General features: G+C 66.2%; 15 protein-coding genes. 2 read left to right on the forward strand and 13 right to left on the reverse strand.

Features of this window, described 5'->3' with window-relative positions; genetic code table 11:
- Window positions 1-21: 21 nt before the first annotated feature.
- The 3 genes from ACYVG2_RS12310 to ACYVG2_RS12320 form a co-directional block, all read right to left on the reverse strand.
- The gene (locus ACYVG2_RS12310) at window positions 22-1,656 is read right to left on the reverse strand and encodes a fucose isomerase (RefSeq protein ID WP_460781248.1); all 1,635 of its coding nucleotides are present in this window, start codon (window positions 1,654-1,656) and stop codon (window positions 22-24) included.
- Between the two features lie 19 nt (window positions 1,657-1,675).
- Entirely contained in the window at window positions 1,676-3,178 is a 1,503-nt protein-coding gene (locus ACYVG2_RS12315) for an FGGY-family carbohydrate kinase (protein WP_460781249.1), read from the reverse strand.
- A 105-nt stretch (window positions 3,179-3,283) separates the two neighbouring features.
- A complete protein-coding gene (locus tag ACYVG2_RS12320; RefSeq protein ID WP_460781465.1) occupies window positions 3,284-4,345 on the reverse strand; it encodes a LacI family DNA-binding transcriptional regulator in 1,062 nt (353 codons plus the stop codon).
- A 48-nt stretch (window positions 4,346-4,393) separates the two neighbouring features.
- Between ACYVG2_RS12320 and ACYVG2_RS12325 the strand changes: the two genes are divergently transcribed.
- Window positions 4,394-5,191: a DeoR/GlpR family DNA-binding transcription regulator gene (locus ACYVG2_RS12325; RefSeq protein WP_448964230.1), complete on the forward strand. Its 798-nt coding sequence runs from the start codon at window positions 4,394-4,396 to the stop codon at window positions 5,189-5,191.
- Window positions 5,192-5,219: 28 nt separating this feature from the next.
- Here the strand turns inward: ACYVG2_RS12325 and ACYVG2_RS12330 are convergent, their stop codons facing one another.
- Genes ACYVG2_RS12330 through ACYVG2_RS12355 form a run of 6 tightly spaced genes read right to left on the reverse strand, consistent with a single transcriptional unit; the run spans window position 5,220 to window position 11,485 of the window.
- Window positions 5,220-6,179: a ketose-bisphosphate aldolase gene (locus ACYVG2_RS12330; protein WP_460781250.1), complete on the reverse strand. Its 960-nt coding sequence runs from the start codon at window positions 6,177-6,179 to the stop codon at window positions 5,220-5,222.
- A gap of 8 nt (window positions 6,180-6,187) precedes the next feature.
- Window positions 6,188-6,844, reverse strand: a complete 657-nt coding sequence (locus ACYVG2_RS12335) for a class II aldolase/adducin family protein (protein WP_460781252.1) — start codon at window positions 6,842-6,844, stop codon at window positions 6,188-6,190.
- Window positions 6,841-8,334 (reverse strand): FGGY-family carbohydrate kinase, encoded by a 1,494-nt coding sequence (locus ACYVG2_RS12340; protein ID WP_460781254.1) that lies wholly within the window; start codon window positions 8,332-8,334, stop codon window positions 6,841-6,843. Before ACYVG2_RS12340 ends, ACYVG2_RS12335 begins: the two co-directional genes overlap by 4 nt.
- Entirely contained in the window at window positions 8,331-9,221 is an 891-nt protein-coding gene (locus ACYVG2_RS12345) for a carbohydrate ABC transporter permease (RefSeq protein ID WP_460781256.1), read from the reverse strand. The genes ACYVG2_RS12340 and ACYVG2_RS12345 overlap by 4 nt, the downstream gene beginning before the upstream one ends.
- Window positions 9,218-10,108: a carbohydrate ABC transporter permease gene (locus ACYVG2_RS12350; RefSeq protein WP_460781257.1), complete on the reverse strand. Its 891-nt coding sequence runs from the start codon at window positions 10,106-10,108 to the stop codon at window positions 9,218-9,220. The genes ACYVG2_RS12345 and ACYVG2_RS12350 overlap by 4 nt, the downstream gene beginning before the upstream one ends.
- Before the next feature lie 60 nt (window positions 10,109-10,168).
- Window positions 10,169-11,485, reverse strand: coding sequence for an ABC transporter substrate-binding protein (locus ACYVG2_RS12355; protein ID WP_460781258.1), 1,317 nt, complete (start codon window positions 11,483-11,485; stop codon window positions 10,169-10,171).
- 289 nt (window positions 11,486-11,774) lie between these two features.
- On the opposite strand from ACYVG2_RS12355, the gene ACYVG2_RS12360 reads away from it, so the two are divergent.
- The gene (locus tag ACYVG2_RS12360; protein ID WP_460781260.1) at window positions 11,775-12,812 is read left to right on the forward strand and encodes a lactonase family protein; all 1,038 of its coding nucleotides are present in this window, start codon (window positions 11,775-11,777) and stop codon (window positions 12,810-12,812) included.
- A gap of 8 nt (window positions 12,813-12,820) precedes the next feature.
- Here ACYVG2_RS12360 and ACYVG2_RS12365 read toward each other — a convergent pair whose 3' ends face one another.
- From ACYVG2_RS12365 to ACYVG2_RS12380, 4 genes are read right to left on the reverse strand one after another with little or no spacing between them, the layout of a single operon-like run.
- Entirely contained in the window at window positions 12,821-13,690 is an 870-nt protein-coding gene (locus ACYVG2_RS12365; protein ID WP_460781261.1) for a dihydrodipicolinate synthase family protein, read from the reverse strand.
- On the reverse strand, window positions 13,687-15,336 hold the full coding sequence (locus ACYVG2_RS12370; RefSeq protein WP_460781262.1) for a tripartite tricarboxylate transporter permease: 1,650 nt from the start codon (window positions 15,334-15,336) through the stop codon (window positions 13,687-13,689). Before ACYVG2_RS12370 ends, ACYVG2_RS12365 begins: the two co-directional genes overlap by 4 nt.
- Window positions 15,333-15,860 carry a tripartite tricarboxylate transporter TctB family protein gene (locus ACYVG2_RS12375; protein WP_460781263.1) on the reverse strand — a complete coding sequence of 176 codons (528 nt, stop codon included), beginning with the start codon at window positions 15,858-15,860 and terminating at the stop codon, window positions 15,333-15,335. The genes ACYVG2_RS12370 and ACYVG2_RS12375 overlap by 4 nt, the downstream gene beginning before the upstream one ends.
- A gap of 54 nt (window positions 15,861-15,914) precedes the next feature.
- Window positions 15,915-16,883: a tripartite tricarboxylate transporter substrate binding protein gene (locus tag ACYVG2_RS12380; protein ID WP_460781264.1), complete on the reverse strand. Its 969-nt coding sequence runs from the start codon at window positions 16,881-16,883 to the stop codon at window positions 15,915-15,917.
- Window positions 16,884-17,018: the final 135 nt, after the last annotated feature.

A 17,018-nucleotide genomic window follows, 5' to 3' on the forward strand; every position in this document is an offset into this window, starting at 1 on the left:
CCGGAAACGGGCGTGAGCGCGTCAGATCGCGACGTCGCCGATCAGGTTCACCTTGATGCCCATGCCGTCGAACATCGCCGCCTTCGCGATGAGGGCCTTGTCGGCGGTCTCGGCATCCGGCGCGTAGACGAGCTGGGCGTGGTTGGCCTTGTGGCGGGCCATGAACTGGTCGCGCGAGACGCCGTGCAGCACGACGTGCGCGAGCGGCCACTCCTCGTTCGTGGCGGCCTTGCGGCGCTGCGTCTCCTCCTCCGGCAGCTCGACGACCGAGGCGCGGAAGATGTCGGCCTGCAGGATGCCGTCGGCGATGAACACGCGGCTCAGCACCACTTCGCCGGGCTGGGAGACGCCGTTGAGGGTCGCGCCGCCCGCGGGGAAGAAGACGTGGCCCTGACGCCATCCCTCCGCCTTGTCCCAGCCGCCGAGGTGCGAGGCCGGCACGGAGCCGGAGATCTCGTACGCCCAGACGAACTGACCGTCGTACTCCTCACCCCAGCGCACGTCGTGCAGGGTGTTGTCGGGCACGAGGCCCATGGCGCGCCACACGCGGTCGGTGACCAGTGCGTCGACCGCGACGCCCTCGTCGGCCTCGTTGAAGTGCGGGAAGGCGCGGCCCTCGTGCAGCACGCGCGAGCCGTCGCGCGAGGTCACCGGAGGGCGCTCAGTGGAGTTCAGGATGCCTTCGGCGAGGTCGGATGCCGGGACGAGGTCCTTCAGCCCCTGCTGGTACTGGATGCCGACAGCATCCAGTCCGAAGTCGTCAGCGATGCGCAGGGCGGCGATGTACATCTTCATCTGCCACTGCACCTGCTCGCGGGTGAGCTCGGTGGCGCCGTCCTCGCCGTAGCGGAACGTCATGCCGTGATCGATGAGCCAGTCGTAGGCGGCATCCGCCTCGCGCTCCTGCACCTGCAGCATCTCCGCATAGAGCGCCGACTGCGACAGCCGCTCCTTGTAGATCCCGGTCTGGTTGAGCAGCTCATCGTCGAAGATGGCGTTGTACATGCCCATGCAGCCCTCGTCGAAGACGCCGATGATGGCCTTCTCGTCGAGAAGCTGCGCCGCGAGCGCCTCGCCGAGCTGCTTCTCCGGGCTGTCCGGCAGCGCCGGCAGCTCTCGTACGTGCGAGTAGTCGTGGGTGATCGTACCGGTCTCGATCCACTCCTTGATGGTCGCCTTGAACCAGTCGTCGGAGAAGTCGACCGACCAGGTCGACGAGTAGGGCTTGCCCATCTTGGTGAGTCCGGCGTTCAGGCCGAGCAGTCCGACCAGGCCGGGCCAGTCCGGCGCGAAGTTCGCGGTCGTGAGGATCGGGCCCTCGTGCGTGCGGAGACCTGCGAGCACGTGGTGCGAGTACTGCCAGTTGGCGATCGCGACGATCAGCGGCGCGTCCGTCGGGATGTTCTTGAAGACCTCCATGCCCATGCGCTGGCTCGAGATGTAGCCGTGACCGGTCTCGGGGTCGACGTCGAACGCGCGGATGACGTTCCAGCCGAACTCGTTGAAGACGGAGGTGACGCTGACCTCGAGCGCCGCCTGCGTCGCCCATCCGGCGGTGTTGGCCGACTCTCGCAGGTCACCGGAGGTGATCAGGTAGGCGGTCTTCGGGGCGGATGCCGGGCGGGATGCCGCGGCGGGAAGTGTGTAGCTGGTCATGATTCCTCCGGGGTTGGGGTCAGGCACCGCGCTGATCGGCGGCGAGTTCGTGGACGACGTCCTTCGTGCCTTCGTAGAGCCGCACGTAGCGATCGAAGAGGGTGTCGTAGAAGGCACGGGTGTCGGGATTCGGCGTGATGGTCTGCGCGATCGGGTTCCAGTCGGTGATCGCCGGCTCCGCACCTTCCGGCGCGACCGCGGATGCGGCGAGGAACGCCGCACCGTAACTGGCGCCGATCGTGGTCTCTGGGACTTCCTGCACGAGGCCGGTCACATCGGAGATGACCTGCAGCCACAGCTGCCCCTGCATTCCGCCGCCGACGGCGACGATGCGGGTGATGTCGGCACCGGCTGCGCGCATCGTTTCAACGTTGTGACGCACCCCCAACGCGGTGGCCTCGAGTGCGGCGCGGTACAGGTCGCCGCGGCCGTGTTCGAGCGTGAGGCCTGCGACCACCCCGCGCGCGTCGGGGTCCTGGATCGGCGTTCGCTCCCCCGCGAAGTAGGGCAGCATCAGCAGTCCTCTTGCGCCCGGGCCCGAGATCGCGGCCTCTGCGAGCAGCTCCCGATAGTCGGATCCGGTGAGGCCCTTGAGCCATGCCGTGAGCGCACCGGACGTGGAGAGACCACCGGCCAGGTTTCGGGTGCCGGGGAACGCGCCGGCAGTGGTCCACATCGAAGGTGTGCGCAGGGTCTGTCCGCCCGTGGCGACGGTGTTCGTGAAGACCATGAACATCGTGGTGCCGTACATGAGCATGAGGTCGCCGGTCTCATGGGCCCCCACGCTGACGGCCTCGGTCCACGCGTCGATCGTGCCCGTGATGACCGGCGTGCCCGCCGGGATTCCGGTGATCGCGGATGCCGCATCCGTCACCTCACCGGCGATGTCTCCCGCCCAGGCGAGCCGGGGTTGCTCGATCGTGCCGGCGTACCGCTGCCACCACGGGTCGTACCAGGTCTCGTTCTCGATGTCGTACAGCGGTGACGTCTGGCTCGCCGACTGGTGGTCGAGCACGTAGGCGCCGGTGAGCTTGCGAGCGAGCCAGGATGCCGGCATGAAGAAGCGACGGGCCGCGGCCGATGCCTCTGGCTCCTCTTCCGAGATCCAGGCGATCTTCGCGCCTCCCGCCTGGGAGGTCAGAGTCGATCCGCCGACGCGTGTGATCTCGTCGATGCCGAGCTCTTCCGTCATGCGTGCGATCTGGGCACCGGAGCGCGTGTCGACGCCGTAGAGGATCGCGGGCCGCACCGGTTCGTCGTCAGCGTCCGCGAGCAGCACGCACGGGCCCATCCCGCTCACGCCGACGGCGGTGATCTCCGCTTCCGGGTGCGCCGAGATCAGCTCATTCGCGATGCTGACGAACTCATCCCACCAGATGTGCGCATCCATCTCGACCCAGCCGGTGCGCGGGCGATCGACGCCGTGGGAGCGTGTGGCCGATGCCACGATCGAGCCGTCTGCCGCGACGAGAACGCCCTTCGTGCTCGACGTGCCGATGTCGACACCGAGGGTGCAGTGCATGGCGGTCCTCCTTGAACACGTCGGTTCTTCAACTTTACGCGAAATCGATTTCATGAATCAACAACGGCTGGGCTCCGCAAGGCGGAACGGCGCCGTTGCGGGCGCTCAGCGCAGGGCGCTCGCCACCTGCACCTCGTTGCGCAGCACGACAGTGCGGGCGGGCTGCCGGTCGCCCCTGATGCGTTCGAGCAGCATGTTGGCAGCGGTCATCCCCATGTGCCGAGCCGGCAGTCGCACGACCGTGACCGCGGTCGGCGACAGTGTCGTGAACGGCAGCGAGCCGATCACGGCGACACCGACCTCGGGCGGTGTGAGTCCGCGCTCGGTGAGCACCTGGATCGCGCCGACGCCGATCAGGTTGTTACCGGCGACGACGGCGTCCGGCGGGTCGTCCATCGACAGCAGCTCCTGCATGGCTGCGCGCCCTCCGTCGACCCGGAACGTCGCGAACCGTTCCAACGCGCGGGTGTCGAGTGCAGGATCCGAGGCCGCGACGACCGATCTCCACCCCTCCGCACGCTCCACTGCGGTGTCGATGTGCTCCGGCCCTCCGATGTAGGCGATGCGTCGGTAGCCTGCATCGATCAGCGCGCGAGTGGCAGCGACACCCGCGACCCGGTTCGCCATCACGACCTCGTCGACGTCATGCCCCGTGCCGCGGTCGACGACGACGACGGGACGCCCCGTCGAGAGGACGGGAGTCAGATCCGTCGTCTCGGATGCCGGAGCGATGATGACCCCCGACATGTGCTCTGCGACGGCGATGTTCAGGTACGTCGATTCCTTGTCGGTCTGGGAGTCGGAGTTGCACAGCACCACCGAGTACCCCGCCTCCGAGGCGGCGTCCTCCACACCCCGTGCCATCTCCGTGAAGTAGGGGTTCTCGATGTCGGGGATCACGAGCGCGATGACTTCCGAACTCTGCAGTCGCAGGGAGCGTGCGGTGCGGTTGGGAGTGAACTTCAGCAGCTCGGCCGCCTCGCGAACGGCGGTCACCTTCGCAGCGGACACGTTCGTGCCGTTGAACACGCGCGACACGGTCGCCGGCGAGACTCCCGCCTTCTTCGCTACGTCATAGATCGTGGTCATGCTCGCCTCCTCCCGTTCTTCATGCCCATCGGACTGAAGAACAGTATCTCGTCGTTGGAACGCCCACGCGCGGCGCAGGACGGCTGTCGAACGCGACCCTCGTCAGACGCGGCTACGCTGAGCACCATGCCTGAGTGGTCGCAGTCCGTACCAGCGACGGTTCGACGCGAACAGATCGTGTCGATCATCGAGCGCCAAGGCTTCGCCCGCGTGCAGGAATTGAGCCGAACGCTCAGCGTCTCCGAGGTGACGGTACGCAGCGATCTGGATCTGCTTGCGGAAGAGAACGTGATTCAGCGCGTGCATGGCGGCGCCATCTCAGGCATCAAATCGACCGCGCAGTCGCCGGATTATGAACGAGCACTCGCGCGAGCAGTCACCGAGAAACGACGCATCGGCAATGCTGCAGCAGCGCTCGTCGACAGTGAGATGGCTATCCTTCTCGATGCGGGCACCACCACCCTCGCGATCGCTCGAGCGCTCCGTGCTCGTGAGGACCTGCGGGGTGTCGTCGTCTTCACGAACTCCCTCACGATCGCACTCGAGCTCGGCGTCGCCGAGCCGCACCACATCACCGTCGTGGTCACTGGCGGCACCGTCAATTACAAGCAGCGTTCGCTCATCGATCCGTTGGGCGATATGTTCATCGGCTCCGTGCACAGCGATATCTGCTTCATCGGCTGCAACGGAGTCTCGTCGCGCGGCTTCACGAACTCGAGCCTCCCGGAAGTGACGATGAAGAGGCGATACCTCGACTCGGCTGCGCGAGCGATCGTCGTCGCCGACAGCTCGAAGATCGGGAAAAGTCAGGTAATCCAAGTCGCGCCACTGCAACGGATCGACATGCTCGTGACCGGCGTCGAAGCGCCTCCGGTCGAACTGGAGGCGCTTCGAGAGGCCGGTCTGACGATCGAGCTCGCCTGACGCCGCAGCGGCGCCCAAGAATTCGGGGTCACGCTCGGCCGGCCGAGCCGAACTCGCGCATGCGCCGCGCGACCATCTCGCGAAATCCGCGGATCGCCGGGCGAAGCTGCTCGCTCGGCTCCACCACTGCCGGGTTCTCCTGCAGGAAGCGCCGCAGCTCCGCGCTCCAGGCGAGGTGCGAGTCGGTGCCCTGATTGATCTTGCGGATGCCGGCCGCGACGCCCTGCGTTTTCTGTACTGGAGTGATTCCGTAGGACGGACGAACCTCGCCACCGTGCGCGTTGATCACGGATACGGCATCCGCCGGCACCGAGGACGAGCCATGCAAGACGAGGAACGTCTTGGGCAAGCGGCTCTTGATCTCGGCGATGAGCTCGAGTCGCAGGCGCTGTCCGCCGGCGGCATCCGTGAACTTGACCGAGCCGTGGCTGGTACCGACGGCCACGGCGAGGGCATCCACCGCCGTCTGTGCCACGAATTCCACCGCCTGATCCGGGTCGGCGAAGACGATCTCCTCGACGATGGCGCCGACGCCCGCCTCCGCGCCGCCAATGGTGCCGAGTTCGCCCTCCACGCTCACGCCGGCCGGAGTTGCCGTGTCAACGACTCGTCGGGTAGCTGCCACGTTCTCGTCGAACGATGCCGGTTCGTCCGTATCGGTGGAGCGCGAGGCGTCGATCATGACGCTCGTGAATCCGTGGTCGATGGCCCGCACGCAATCATCGTAGGTACGGCCGTGATCGAGGTGCAGCACGACCGGCACCTCGGTGTAGTCCTCGACCAGACCGCGCAGACGGGTCCACCAGCGCGACTCGTCGTCGTAGGCCGACATGCCGGCGATCGACTGCAAGATCACCGGCGAGCGCTCTGCCGCAGCCGCATCGAGCACCGCGATGGCCTGATCAATGCTCGAGACGTTGAAGGCGCCGACGGCGTACGCACCCGATTCGGCTTCGGCGAGCGCGGCCCGCAGCGTCTGAAGTGTCATCCCGAGCCTCAGAGCGACTCGGTGATGCCGAGGGTGTCGTAATCGAGCACGATCGGGGTGTCTGTGAGCGCGCGGGCGTAGGCCTGCACCTTCGCGGCAGACTCCACGGCCACGCTCGTCTTGAAGGCATCGCGCAGATTCGGGCCGACGGTGAGCAGACCGTGGTTCGCCCAGACGACCGCATTCAGATCACCCATCGTGTCGCACATGTGTTCACCGAATTCGGTGTTGTTGCTGAGCTCGAACGGCATGATCGGCACGGCGCCTTTGGTGTAGATCACCATGTTGACCAGCGTGCCGAGAATCGGGGAGCCCACGACACCCCAGACATTGGAGTAGATGGGCTCTGAATGCACGATCGCATTCACATCGGGGCGTCGCTTGTACACGGCCATGTGCACTGTGACCTCACTCGACGGCCCGAGACGCCCCTCGATCAGTTCGCTGTCGCCGTTGACCAGGACGATGTCTTCGGGGGTCATCCTGTCGTACTCGAGATCGGTGGGCGTGATGAGGAAGCGGTCCTCGACCCCTGGCACGCGGATGCTGATATTGCCCTGCGTGTTGAAGTTGAGTCCGTACTCCATCGAGCGCAGGCAGTAATCGAGTATCTCCTTTTTCGCGGCGGCGATGTCGAAGCCGACCTGCAGAGTGGTCTCGGTCATGTCATGTTCTCCTTCTCGTGTGGCTGGGGTCGTGTAGTTAGGTGCGGGTTGAGGCAGCGTGTCGCCTCGTAGAGCGCGACGTAAGCGGCGCGTTGATCGGCGTACCAGCCGGCGAAGGCGTCGTCGGCGACGGGCGTGGCGCCGGCGGGCTCGAGTCGCAACGGCGTCGGGTCTTTCCCGACGCCGCGGAGCGCGAGCATCGCGGCGCCGCGGGCCGAGGCATCCCTGCCGACGGGCGTCAGCGACGCGCCGGCGGCCGCCGCACGGGCGGCGAGCGCATGTGCATTCTCCGCGCCGGCGCCGGTGACATGCAGGGCGGAGATTTCGACTCCGTGCGCGCGGAACGCAGCGATAATCTTGTGGAACTCGAACCCTGCGGCCTCGACGACGGCCCGCGCCAGTTCCGGTACCGTCGTGTCGAGGGTCAGTCCGTGGATCGTGCCCCGGGCGGAGGGATCGTTGTCGAGTGTTCCTGAGCCGGCGAGGTAGGGCAGCATGAGAAGGGCGGGAGGCGCGTCCGCAAGTTCCCCGAACACATCGGCGACGTCACGGTTCAACAGTCCGGCGAGCCATTCGAGCGCCCATCCGCCGGCCGCCGTACCGGCAAGGGTCACCCATAGCTCCTCGTCGACGCGGTAGCTCGCGAACCCGGTGGCGCCGAGACCCTGGGGACGCACGCGTGAGCCGACGGTCAGGCAATCGCTGGAGCCGAGCGCTATCACCGAGCGCACGCCGGGCTCGCCTCCCGCGCCCAGGAAGGCTGCAGCCTGATCGTGCGTCCCCGCCACCAGCGATGTGCCGGGCTCGACGCCGAGTGCATCGGCGGCCTCCGCGCGTACGACACCGATGACGTTGCCGGATGCGACTGGAATGGGCAGACGCTCTGCCTGCACCCATGGCGCTGTGACCGCGGCCGCAGCCAGGATCTCCGCGCTCCACTCCCCTCTATCCACATCCAGCATGCCGGTGCGCGCCGCTTGACCGAGGTCGATCGCCGCGACGCCGCTCCATCGCTCCGCGAGCAGGTCGCCAATACAGCGGTAGCCGGCCGCATCCGCCCAGGCATCGTCTCCGGCCATGATCTTGAACAGCGAGAACATGCCGTGCAGCGGCTGACCGGTTATCTCGGTGAAGCGTCCGTCGCCCAGGAGCGCTCCGACCGCGACAGCCGCCGCCGCCCCCCGGGTGTCCATACTCACCGCGACCCGCGCCGACGGGGCGCCGGCGCCATCTATCGGGACAACCGCTTCGCCCAGCACGCTGAACCCGATCGCACGCACAGGATCACCGGACTCCGCGGACTGCTGAGATGCGCGACGGACCACGTCTTCGGCAGCTGTGATGATCTCCTCGGCCTCGAGCTCCACGCGGCCCGTACCGTCGCGCCGCAACGTGAGTACCGCAGAGGCCGTACCGCGCACGTCGCCTCCGTCGGAGAACGCCACGGCACGTACGCCGCTGGTGCCGAGGTCCAATCCAATGACGCTCATTTGATCGCCCCTGAGAGGCCGTTTACGAGGTACTTCTGAATGAAAAGGAACAGCAGCACGACCGGGATCGAGATCAGTACCAGGATTGCGAAAAGCGCTCCCGGCTGCGAGAGGTACATGCCCCGATAGGCGAGCGGCACGAGGGTGAGCGGCTTGAGGGCGTTGTCGCCCAGCGTCACCAGCGGCAGCAGGAAGTCGTTCCAGCTCATCATCGTCTGCCACACCGCGACGACCGCGAGCGCAGGCTTGCCCAGCGGCAGGTAGATGGTCCAGAAGATCTGCCACGAGTTGGCGCCGTCCAGACGCGCAGCCTCGTAGGTCTCGAGCGGGATCGCGAGATAGGAGGTGCGGATGATGATCACCGCGAACGGCAGTCCGAGCGCCGTGTAAACCAGCACGAGCCCGAGCAGGTTGTTGTAGAGCTGCATCGACTGCAGTATCCGGAACGTCGCGACCACGATGCTTGACATCGGCAGGATCAGCGCGAGGATCAGAATGCCGAAGATCAGAGCCTTCAGCGGCACGCGCAGCCGTGCCAGCGCGAACGCCGTCATGGAACCGAGCAGACACACCAGCAGCACCGACGGCACCGTGATCAGCAGGCTGTTCAGCAGGTGCAGCAGGATCGGGTTCTGTGCCCAGATCGTGAGGTAGTTCTTGATGCTGAACTCCTCGGGGAAGATCCCGAAGAACTGGGTGCCGGGGTTGTTCGGCGGCATCATCGAGAGGCCGATCACCATGATGATCGGCACGAGCCAGAGCACCGACAGCGGGATGAGCGCGAAATGTAGCCAGCCCACGCGGCGACCGGGCGCCCCGTGACGCGAGCGGGTCTTCGCCGCCTCCCTCGGGACGATCAGGTTGCGGGTCTCGTTCATCGCGGTCATTTCTCGTCTCCTGTGATGAATCCGGCGCCGAAGACTCGCACCATCGAGAGCGAGCTAACGACAGCGATCACGAGCAGCACCACGCTGATCGCCGAGGCGTAGCCCACGTTCTGCAATTGGAAGGCCTCGAGGAACGCAAAGGTCGGCAGCATCTCGGACGCGTGGTTGGGTCCGCCCTGTGTGAGCACGTAGACGAGTTCGAAGGTCTTGAGCGATCCGATGATCCCGAGCAGCACGAGCGAGAGGGTCGTGGTCTTGAGGAGCGGGAACGTGATGCGCACCATGGTCTGGAAGCCGCTCGCGCCGTCGATCCGCGCCGCCTCCATCAGGCTCGGATCGATCAACTGCAGGCCAGCGAGATAGAAGAGCATCGAAAACCCGGTCCACATCCACACGTTCACGAAGATCACGGCGAAGATCGCGGTCTGCGGATCGGCGAGGTAGTTGCCGCCGAGGAACTCGAGCCCCGTGGCCTTGCCGATCGCGGTGAGAACACCGTTGAACGGGTCGAGGATCCGCTGCCAGACAATGCCGACGACCACGGGCGAGAGGATCGCGGGGATGAAGAAGATCGCCCGGTAGATCGTGCTGCCCCGCAGCCCCTGGTTAAGAGCCACTGCGAGGAGGAAGCCGATCACCCCCTGCGGGATGATCGTGAGCACGATCCAGAAGGCGGAGTTGCGGACGGTGATGAGGAACGTCGAATCCCGGAACAGCTCCAGATAGTTGTCGATCCCGACGGCGGCGCCGACGTTGACGCCGTCCCACTGCAGCGTGCTCGCCTGCACGTTGTAGAAGATGGGATAGACGACGAAAACGCCGAAAAGGATAAGGGTCGGGGCCAGGAAGGCCAGTCCCACCAGCCTCTCTCTCGTCAGGGTCTTCATGCGCGCTCCTCTCAAGCAGGGTTCGGGGATGACGCCCCGAACCCTGCACGAATCCGGTTGTTACAGAGTGTCCTGGACAGCCTGCACGGATTCCGCGGCCTCCTGCGGAGTGGCGTCACCGGTCGCGATCGCGGCCAGTGCGTCGGCGACCGCCTGGTCGAGCTTGGGAGATTCGAAGTAGCGCGACCATTTCACCTGCGGCAGCCACTCGTCGACGAACAGGTTCCAGATCTGCTCCTGCTTCTCGCTCGTGAACTTCTCGGGAGCGAGGCCGGTGACGGCGGGGACGTCGTTCATCGTGTTGACGAGCTTCTGCGCCGCGGAACCGGCGATGAAGTCCGTGAGCACCTTGCACGCCAGCTCGGGGTTGGCGGTGTTCTTCGAGATGCCGAGGCTTACGTCGATGCCGCCCACGAACTGCGACTCCGCCGCTCCTCCCGGGATGGTCGGGAACAGGAACGGCTCGTAGCCGGACATGCCCTCCGACAACGGCGGGATGTCGGACTTGGTCGGGTCGGACTGCTGGATCCACCAGGCGCCCAAGGGGATCATGGCCGCGTTGCCCGCCTCGAACTGGTTCACGGCCGAGGGGTACGCGTCGAGTCCAATCGCACCGTCCTGAGCGATGCCGTCGGAGAAAAGCTTGCCCCAGTACTCGAACGCCTTCACGATCGCGGGATCGGTCCAGTCCTTGGTGCCGGCCTCCGCCTCGTACACGGTGCCGGGAGACACGTTGTTCGCAATCTGGAGGAAGACCACGTTGCGCAGCCAGGAGTCCTTGGCCGGAAGCAGGAACGGCGCGGCATCCCCGCCGCTGAGATCTTCGGTGGTCTGCACGAGCTCGTCCCAGGTCTTCGGCACGCTCAGGCCGGCATCATCGAAGATCTCGGAGTTGGCCCACAGGTTGACCGTCTGGGTGAGGATCGGCAGCGAGTAGAAGTTGTCGTCGCCCTCGGGGTTACCCATACGCGCCTGCTCGATGCCGATCGGGTAGAACTTGCTCTGCCAGTCGTCGCCCCACGTCTCGGCCGCGCAGTCCTGCAGGGGCATCAGGTTCTCGCGGTACTGCTGAGTGAGCGCCCCCGGTTGGAGACCGAGCACGTCGGGCATGGTGTTCGAGCTCGCGCGGCTCTGCAGGTCGACGAGGTACTCCGGGTAGTTGAAGATCGTCGCATCGATCTTCGCGTCCTTGTTCTCGGCCTGGAAGGCGTCGATCATCTGGCGCGTGGTCTGTTCGATCGGGCTCCAGGAACGGAACGTGATCGCATCCCCAGACGCATTGCCCGATTCCACCGGCGCTGCGCCGCCGGCGCATGCGGTGATCCCCAGTGCGGTGACGACGGTGGCTAAGCCTGCAAGGCTCCTCTTGAGCTTCATTCTGCATTCCCCTTACTTCGGTGTAAGTCCTCGGCAAAGTGCCGGTGCCCTTCAGCTTAGGATTACTTGCGTATTTCTTGCTAGAAAATCAGGCTTGGTTGACGATCTTCTTTCTTTTTTTGTGTTATCGCATGCGGCTATTTGTCCGTTCGAAAGTGAGACCAAAGACATCCAGCGCTGTGATGCAGGATCTGGTTTGTCTGCTCGCAACCGCCGTCGATCGGGAGGGAAGCACATCGTGAGTCGCGTGAGACGGCATCTAATCGCGAGTGCGCTCTACGATCGACACATGACCGATTCCGCACTCGTCCTGGTCGCCAACTCGGGCGACGGGTCCGTCACCGCTTTCCGGCTCGAGAACGGTCGGCTCGAACGCCTCGCCGTCACCGAGGGGCTTCCCGGATGCTCGACCTTCGCCGTCGATCCCGATCGTGACCTCGTCTACGCGGGAGTGAAGGGCGTGGAGGGTGCCCCCGCCGGCATCCTGACCCTGTCGCTCGATCGCGCGAGCGGAGCCCTCACACCGCAGTCGCGTCTCGATCTCCCGGACGGGAGCATGAACTATCTGTCGCTCTCGCGGGACGGCGCGGGGCTGCTCGGTGCCTCATACGGCGGCGGCTACGGCATCAGCTGCCCGATCGTGGACGGCGTCGTGGGCGAGCCCGTCTCGAAGATCGAGTACCCGAACCTGCACTCCGTGCTGCCGAGCACCGACGGCCGCTTCGCGTACTTCGTGTCGCTGGGCGCCGACCTCGTGGCGCAGTACGCGCTCACCGACGATCTCCGCCTCGCGCCGCTCGCACCCGAGACCGTGGCCGCGCCCGACGGCAGCGGCCCTCGCCACCTCGTGCTGAACGACGCGCAGGATGCTCTCTACGTGCTCACCGAGTTCTCCGGTGAGGTGCTGCACTACAGCCGCGACACGAGCAGCGGAGAGCTCACGCTTCGCGGCGCCGCCGACGCCTACGACACGACCAAGAACCTGGGGCACAGCGTGTTCGGCGCCGATCCGCTCGCCCACCATTACATCTGGGGTGCCGACCTGCACTTCGGCGCCGACGGCCGCCGGCTGTGGAGCTCGGAACGCACGGAGAGCACGCTCGGCGCCGTCGCAGTCGCGGATGACGGTTCGGTGTCCGCGCCCGAACGCTTCACCGTCACCGAGACGCAGCCGCGCGGGTTCGCAGTGAGCCCCGACGGTGCGTTCCTGATCGCCGCAGGAGAGAGGTCGACGACGGTCTCGCTGTACGCGGTGCACGACGACGACCTCGAGCTCCTCCAGCAGATCGAGACGGGTCAGGCCGCGAACTGGGTGCGCTTCGTCTGAGGGGGAACTCAGCGGTAGCGCTCGACCACCTGCCGGACGTCGGCGCGCTCGGCATCCGTCGGCTCGGCGATGGCCATGCGGCAGTGCGCGTCGGTGACGCCGAGCACGCGATAGCCCTCTTTCATCCGCGCCATGTCGCCGCCGATGAGGGAGACGACCTGGTCGACATCCGCCTGCGCCGCGGCGATCGCCGCCGGGTCGCCGGAGCGCCCGGCATCCGCCAGTGCACGGAACGGCTTCGGTGTGACGGACGAGACCCCCGACACCACACCCTGCGCTCCGACCTCGACGGCCGCGATCAGATCACGATCGGCGCCGGTGTACAGCTCGAAGTCCGCGGGGACGACCGCGCGGTACGCCGCGATCTCGTCCAGCGACAGTTCACTGATCTTCGCCCCGACGACGTTCGGCAGCGCTGAGAGCCGCACGAGCAGTTCCGGCGGGACGGGGTTTCCACTGCGTGCCGGGTAGACGTACACATACAGGCGTCCGTCGCCGACGGCATCCGAGACGGATTGGAAGTAGTCGAAGAGCGCGTCATCGGTGGAGCGGAGGTAGTACGGGGTGAGCGCGGCGAACTCGGTCGCGCCGAGCTCGCGCGCGATGCGCGTCAGTCGTACGGCCTCGAACGCGCTGGGCTGGCCGACGTGCACGACGACGCGCATCCGATCCGCGAGTTCCGCGAGCGCGGCCTCGACGAGGGCCGTGAACTCTGCCACGTCCACCGCCGGGAACTCCCCCGTCGTGCCGAGCACGAATGCACCCTCGTTGCCGGACTCCCCGACGTAGCGGAAGATCGCGCGCGAACCCTCGAGGTCGAGGCTTCCGTCGCGGTGGAACGCGGTCGGGATCGCGGTGAGGATGTCGTAACGGGTCACTTCTTGTTCTCCTTGGAGCTCTTGCGGGGACGACGCGTCTTGGGCGCCTGCGGGTTGCGCACGGTCGACGTGAGCAGGTCGGGGTCGGCGGCGAGTTCATCGTGAGCCTTCGAGAGCTGCGTGATGCTCGCGGTGTCGAGCACGGAGTCCGCGAACGACGCACGCGAGGCGCGCGGCTTCCGCGCTGCGCGGATCGCCGGCATGACGATCGAGAGCACGGCGAGCACGAGCAGCACGATCGCGATCGGGCTCACGACCTCGAAGAACGGTCGCGTCGGCAGGATGGCCAGCGTGCGCGCGAGGTTCTCCTCGGCGAGAGGTCCGAGGAGGAGGCCCAGGACGACGGGCCCTGCGGGCACCTGCATCCGCTTGAGCAGTACTCCGATGACGCCGAACACGAGCATCGTGATGACGGTGGAAAGGCTGTTGGACGTGGCGTACGTGCCGATGATGCAGAAGATCAGGATGCCGCTCCACAGGTAGGGCTGCGGCACGTCGAGCAGCTTCACCATGCCCTTCATCCGCACCAGGCTCAGCACGAGGGAGAGCAGTGTCGCGACGAGCATGATCCCGACGATCGAGACCACGAGATCGGGGCGTTCGGTGAACAGGGTGGGCCCCGGTGTGATGCCCCAGATGATCATCGAGCCGATCATGACCGCCATCACCGAGTCGCCGGGGATGCCCAGCGCCATCGTCGTCGTGAGCGAGCCGCCGAGTGTCGCGCTGGATGCCGTGTCCGACGCCGCGACGCCTTCGATCGAGCCCTTCCCGAACATCTCCGGCCGCTTCGAGGCCTTGCGCGCGCGTTCCCAGCCGATGAGCCCGGCGATGTCGCCGCCCGCGGCGGGGATGAGCCCGACGCCGAGTCCCACTGCGCCGCCGACCGCGGTCGCACGACCGCTCTGCGCGAACTCCGACCTGTTCGGCCACCAGCGACCGAGGCTCGAGATCGGACGCACATGGCTCTTGCGGTGGGTGAGCAGCTGGTCGAACAGTTCGGCGATACCGAAGAGCCCGATGATCACGGCGATGAAGTTCACGCCCTCGACCAGATCCAGAGATCCGAAGGTGAAGCGCTTGTCAGCCGTGGCGGCGTAGGTGCCGACGGTGCCGAGCATGAGTCCGAAGACTCCCGCGAGGATCCCCTTCAGCATCGACTTCGACGAGATGCCGATCATGATCGCGATGCCGAACACGACGAGCGCGAACAGCTCGGGCGACTTGAAGTAGTCGCGCGCGAAGCTCGCGATCGGAACCGCGGCGAGTGCGAAGAGGACGAGCGAGGCGAGGATTCCGACAGCGGACACGATCGCCGACATCGTGAGGGCGAGGCCGGCCCTGCCCTGTTTCGCCATGGGATAGCCGTCGAGCGTGGTCGCGATGGATGCCGGTGTGCCAGGGGTGTTGATCAGGATCGACGGCACACGGTCGCCGAAGTTTGCGGCGACGTAGATCGTCAACAGCACGGCGAGGCCCTGTACGGGCTCGAGCGTCATGGTGAATCCGGCCGCCAATGCGACGGCCATCGTGGCCGTGATGCCGGGGAATGCGCCGACCATGAAACCGAGCAGCAGGCCGACGAGCATGTACAGCAGGATCGAGACGTCGAGGAGCGAGTTCAGCCCCTCCAGCAGCGGGGTCATAGCGGGATCCTCAGCAGCATCCCGAACACGACGTAGATGAACGCCGTGAGCGATGCGGTGTAGATGATGAGACTCAGCCAGCGCCGGTGCCCGTAGACGAGCATCAGAGCGACCAGAAGAAGGGCGGCCGCGATCGGGAACACCTCGATGCGGTAACCGAACAGGATGACGGAGCCGAGTGACCACAGCGCGATGAACGCGATCGAGATCGCGAGCGTCGCCGCGACTCGTACGACCCCACCCGGCTGGATCCGCTCGATCTCCTCACGGCCCGGTGCCGGGCGTGTGATCGCGATCGCGAGGAGCACGATCGCGACGACGATCCCGGTGACGGCGAGCACCATCGGCCAGAAGCGCGCATCGATCTGCCCGGGAAGAGCTTCTCGACGCAGCGGGATCTGCGTGGTCAGCACCAGGTAGCCGGCGGTCACGGCGAGCGCCACGACGGCGAAGGCGATCTCGAGCGCGCGCGATGGCGCCGCGCTCTGATACTCGTCGCTCTCGGCGACTTCTGCTTCTGACATGTGCTTCCTCCGACGGTTGCGGAGGCCGGGGAGCACCCGGCCTCCGGCACCTGATCAGCCCAGCAGGTCCTGGAACAGGGTGAACTGCTCGCCGACGAACTCGGTGAACTCCGCGGAGTTCCGGTAGACGACGAGGTTTCCCGCATCCTCCTGGAACTTCTTGTACGCGTCGGACTCGACGGCCTCCTTGATGGCGGCCTCAAGAGTGTCGTGGACATCGTCAGGCAGACCGGCGGGAGCGTAGATCCCGCCCCAGCCGCCGAAGACGATCTCGGTGCCGATGGCCTCTTCCACAGTGGGCACGTCCGGTGCGTCAGGGTGACGCTCGTCGTTCATGACCGCGAGGATGCGCACGGCGGAGCCCTGCGACAGCGCCTCACCGAGGCCGGAGACAGCAGCGACGGTCTCGCCGGACGCCGCTGCGGCGACGGCAGGTGCACCGCCGTCGTACGGAACGGGGGTCACTTCACCGCCGGTCTCGGCGCCGAGCGCGATGCTCGCCGCTTCCCAGATCGAGCCGGCACCAGAGTTGGCGACGGTGACCGGTGCGGTCTCGGCTTTGGCGATGAGATCCTCGAGCGTCTGGATGTCGCTGCTTGCGGAGACGGTGATCACGCCGGGTGCGAGCATGATCTGACCGAGCATGTCGAAGTTCTCCGGCAGGACGTTCGCGTCCTGCGTCGTGTTCAGCATCGCGATCTCGACGGGCCCGAAGCCGATCACATAGCCGTCCGGGTCCTGCTCGGCGACGTACTCCATCGCCAGCGCGCCGGCGGCACCGGGCATGTTCTCGGGGATGACACTGACGTCGAGGATCTTCTCGAGCTCGGTGGCGAGGGCTCGCGACGACAGGTCTGAGCCACCTCCAGGATTGGCCTGGATGATCAGCCGGATGTCCTTCTCGGGGAAGGAGGACTCAGCATCGCCGCCCTCTTCGACCTTCGTGCATCCGGACATGACCAGTGCTGCGGTGGTGAAGACCGCGGCGGCTGCGAGCACGCGGTTCATTCGCTTGATGGGCATCTTTGCTCCTCTTTGAGTGCAGGTGGGGACCGTACCAACGCGCCTGAGCGTAGCATTGTTGACTGTTAACAGTCAACGCGAGGTCGTTCACGCGTCCGAGTGATCACCAGGGCGGGCTCCTGAGAAGGGATCGCC

The organism is Microbacterium shaanxiense, assembly GCF_054779995.1.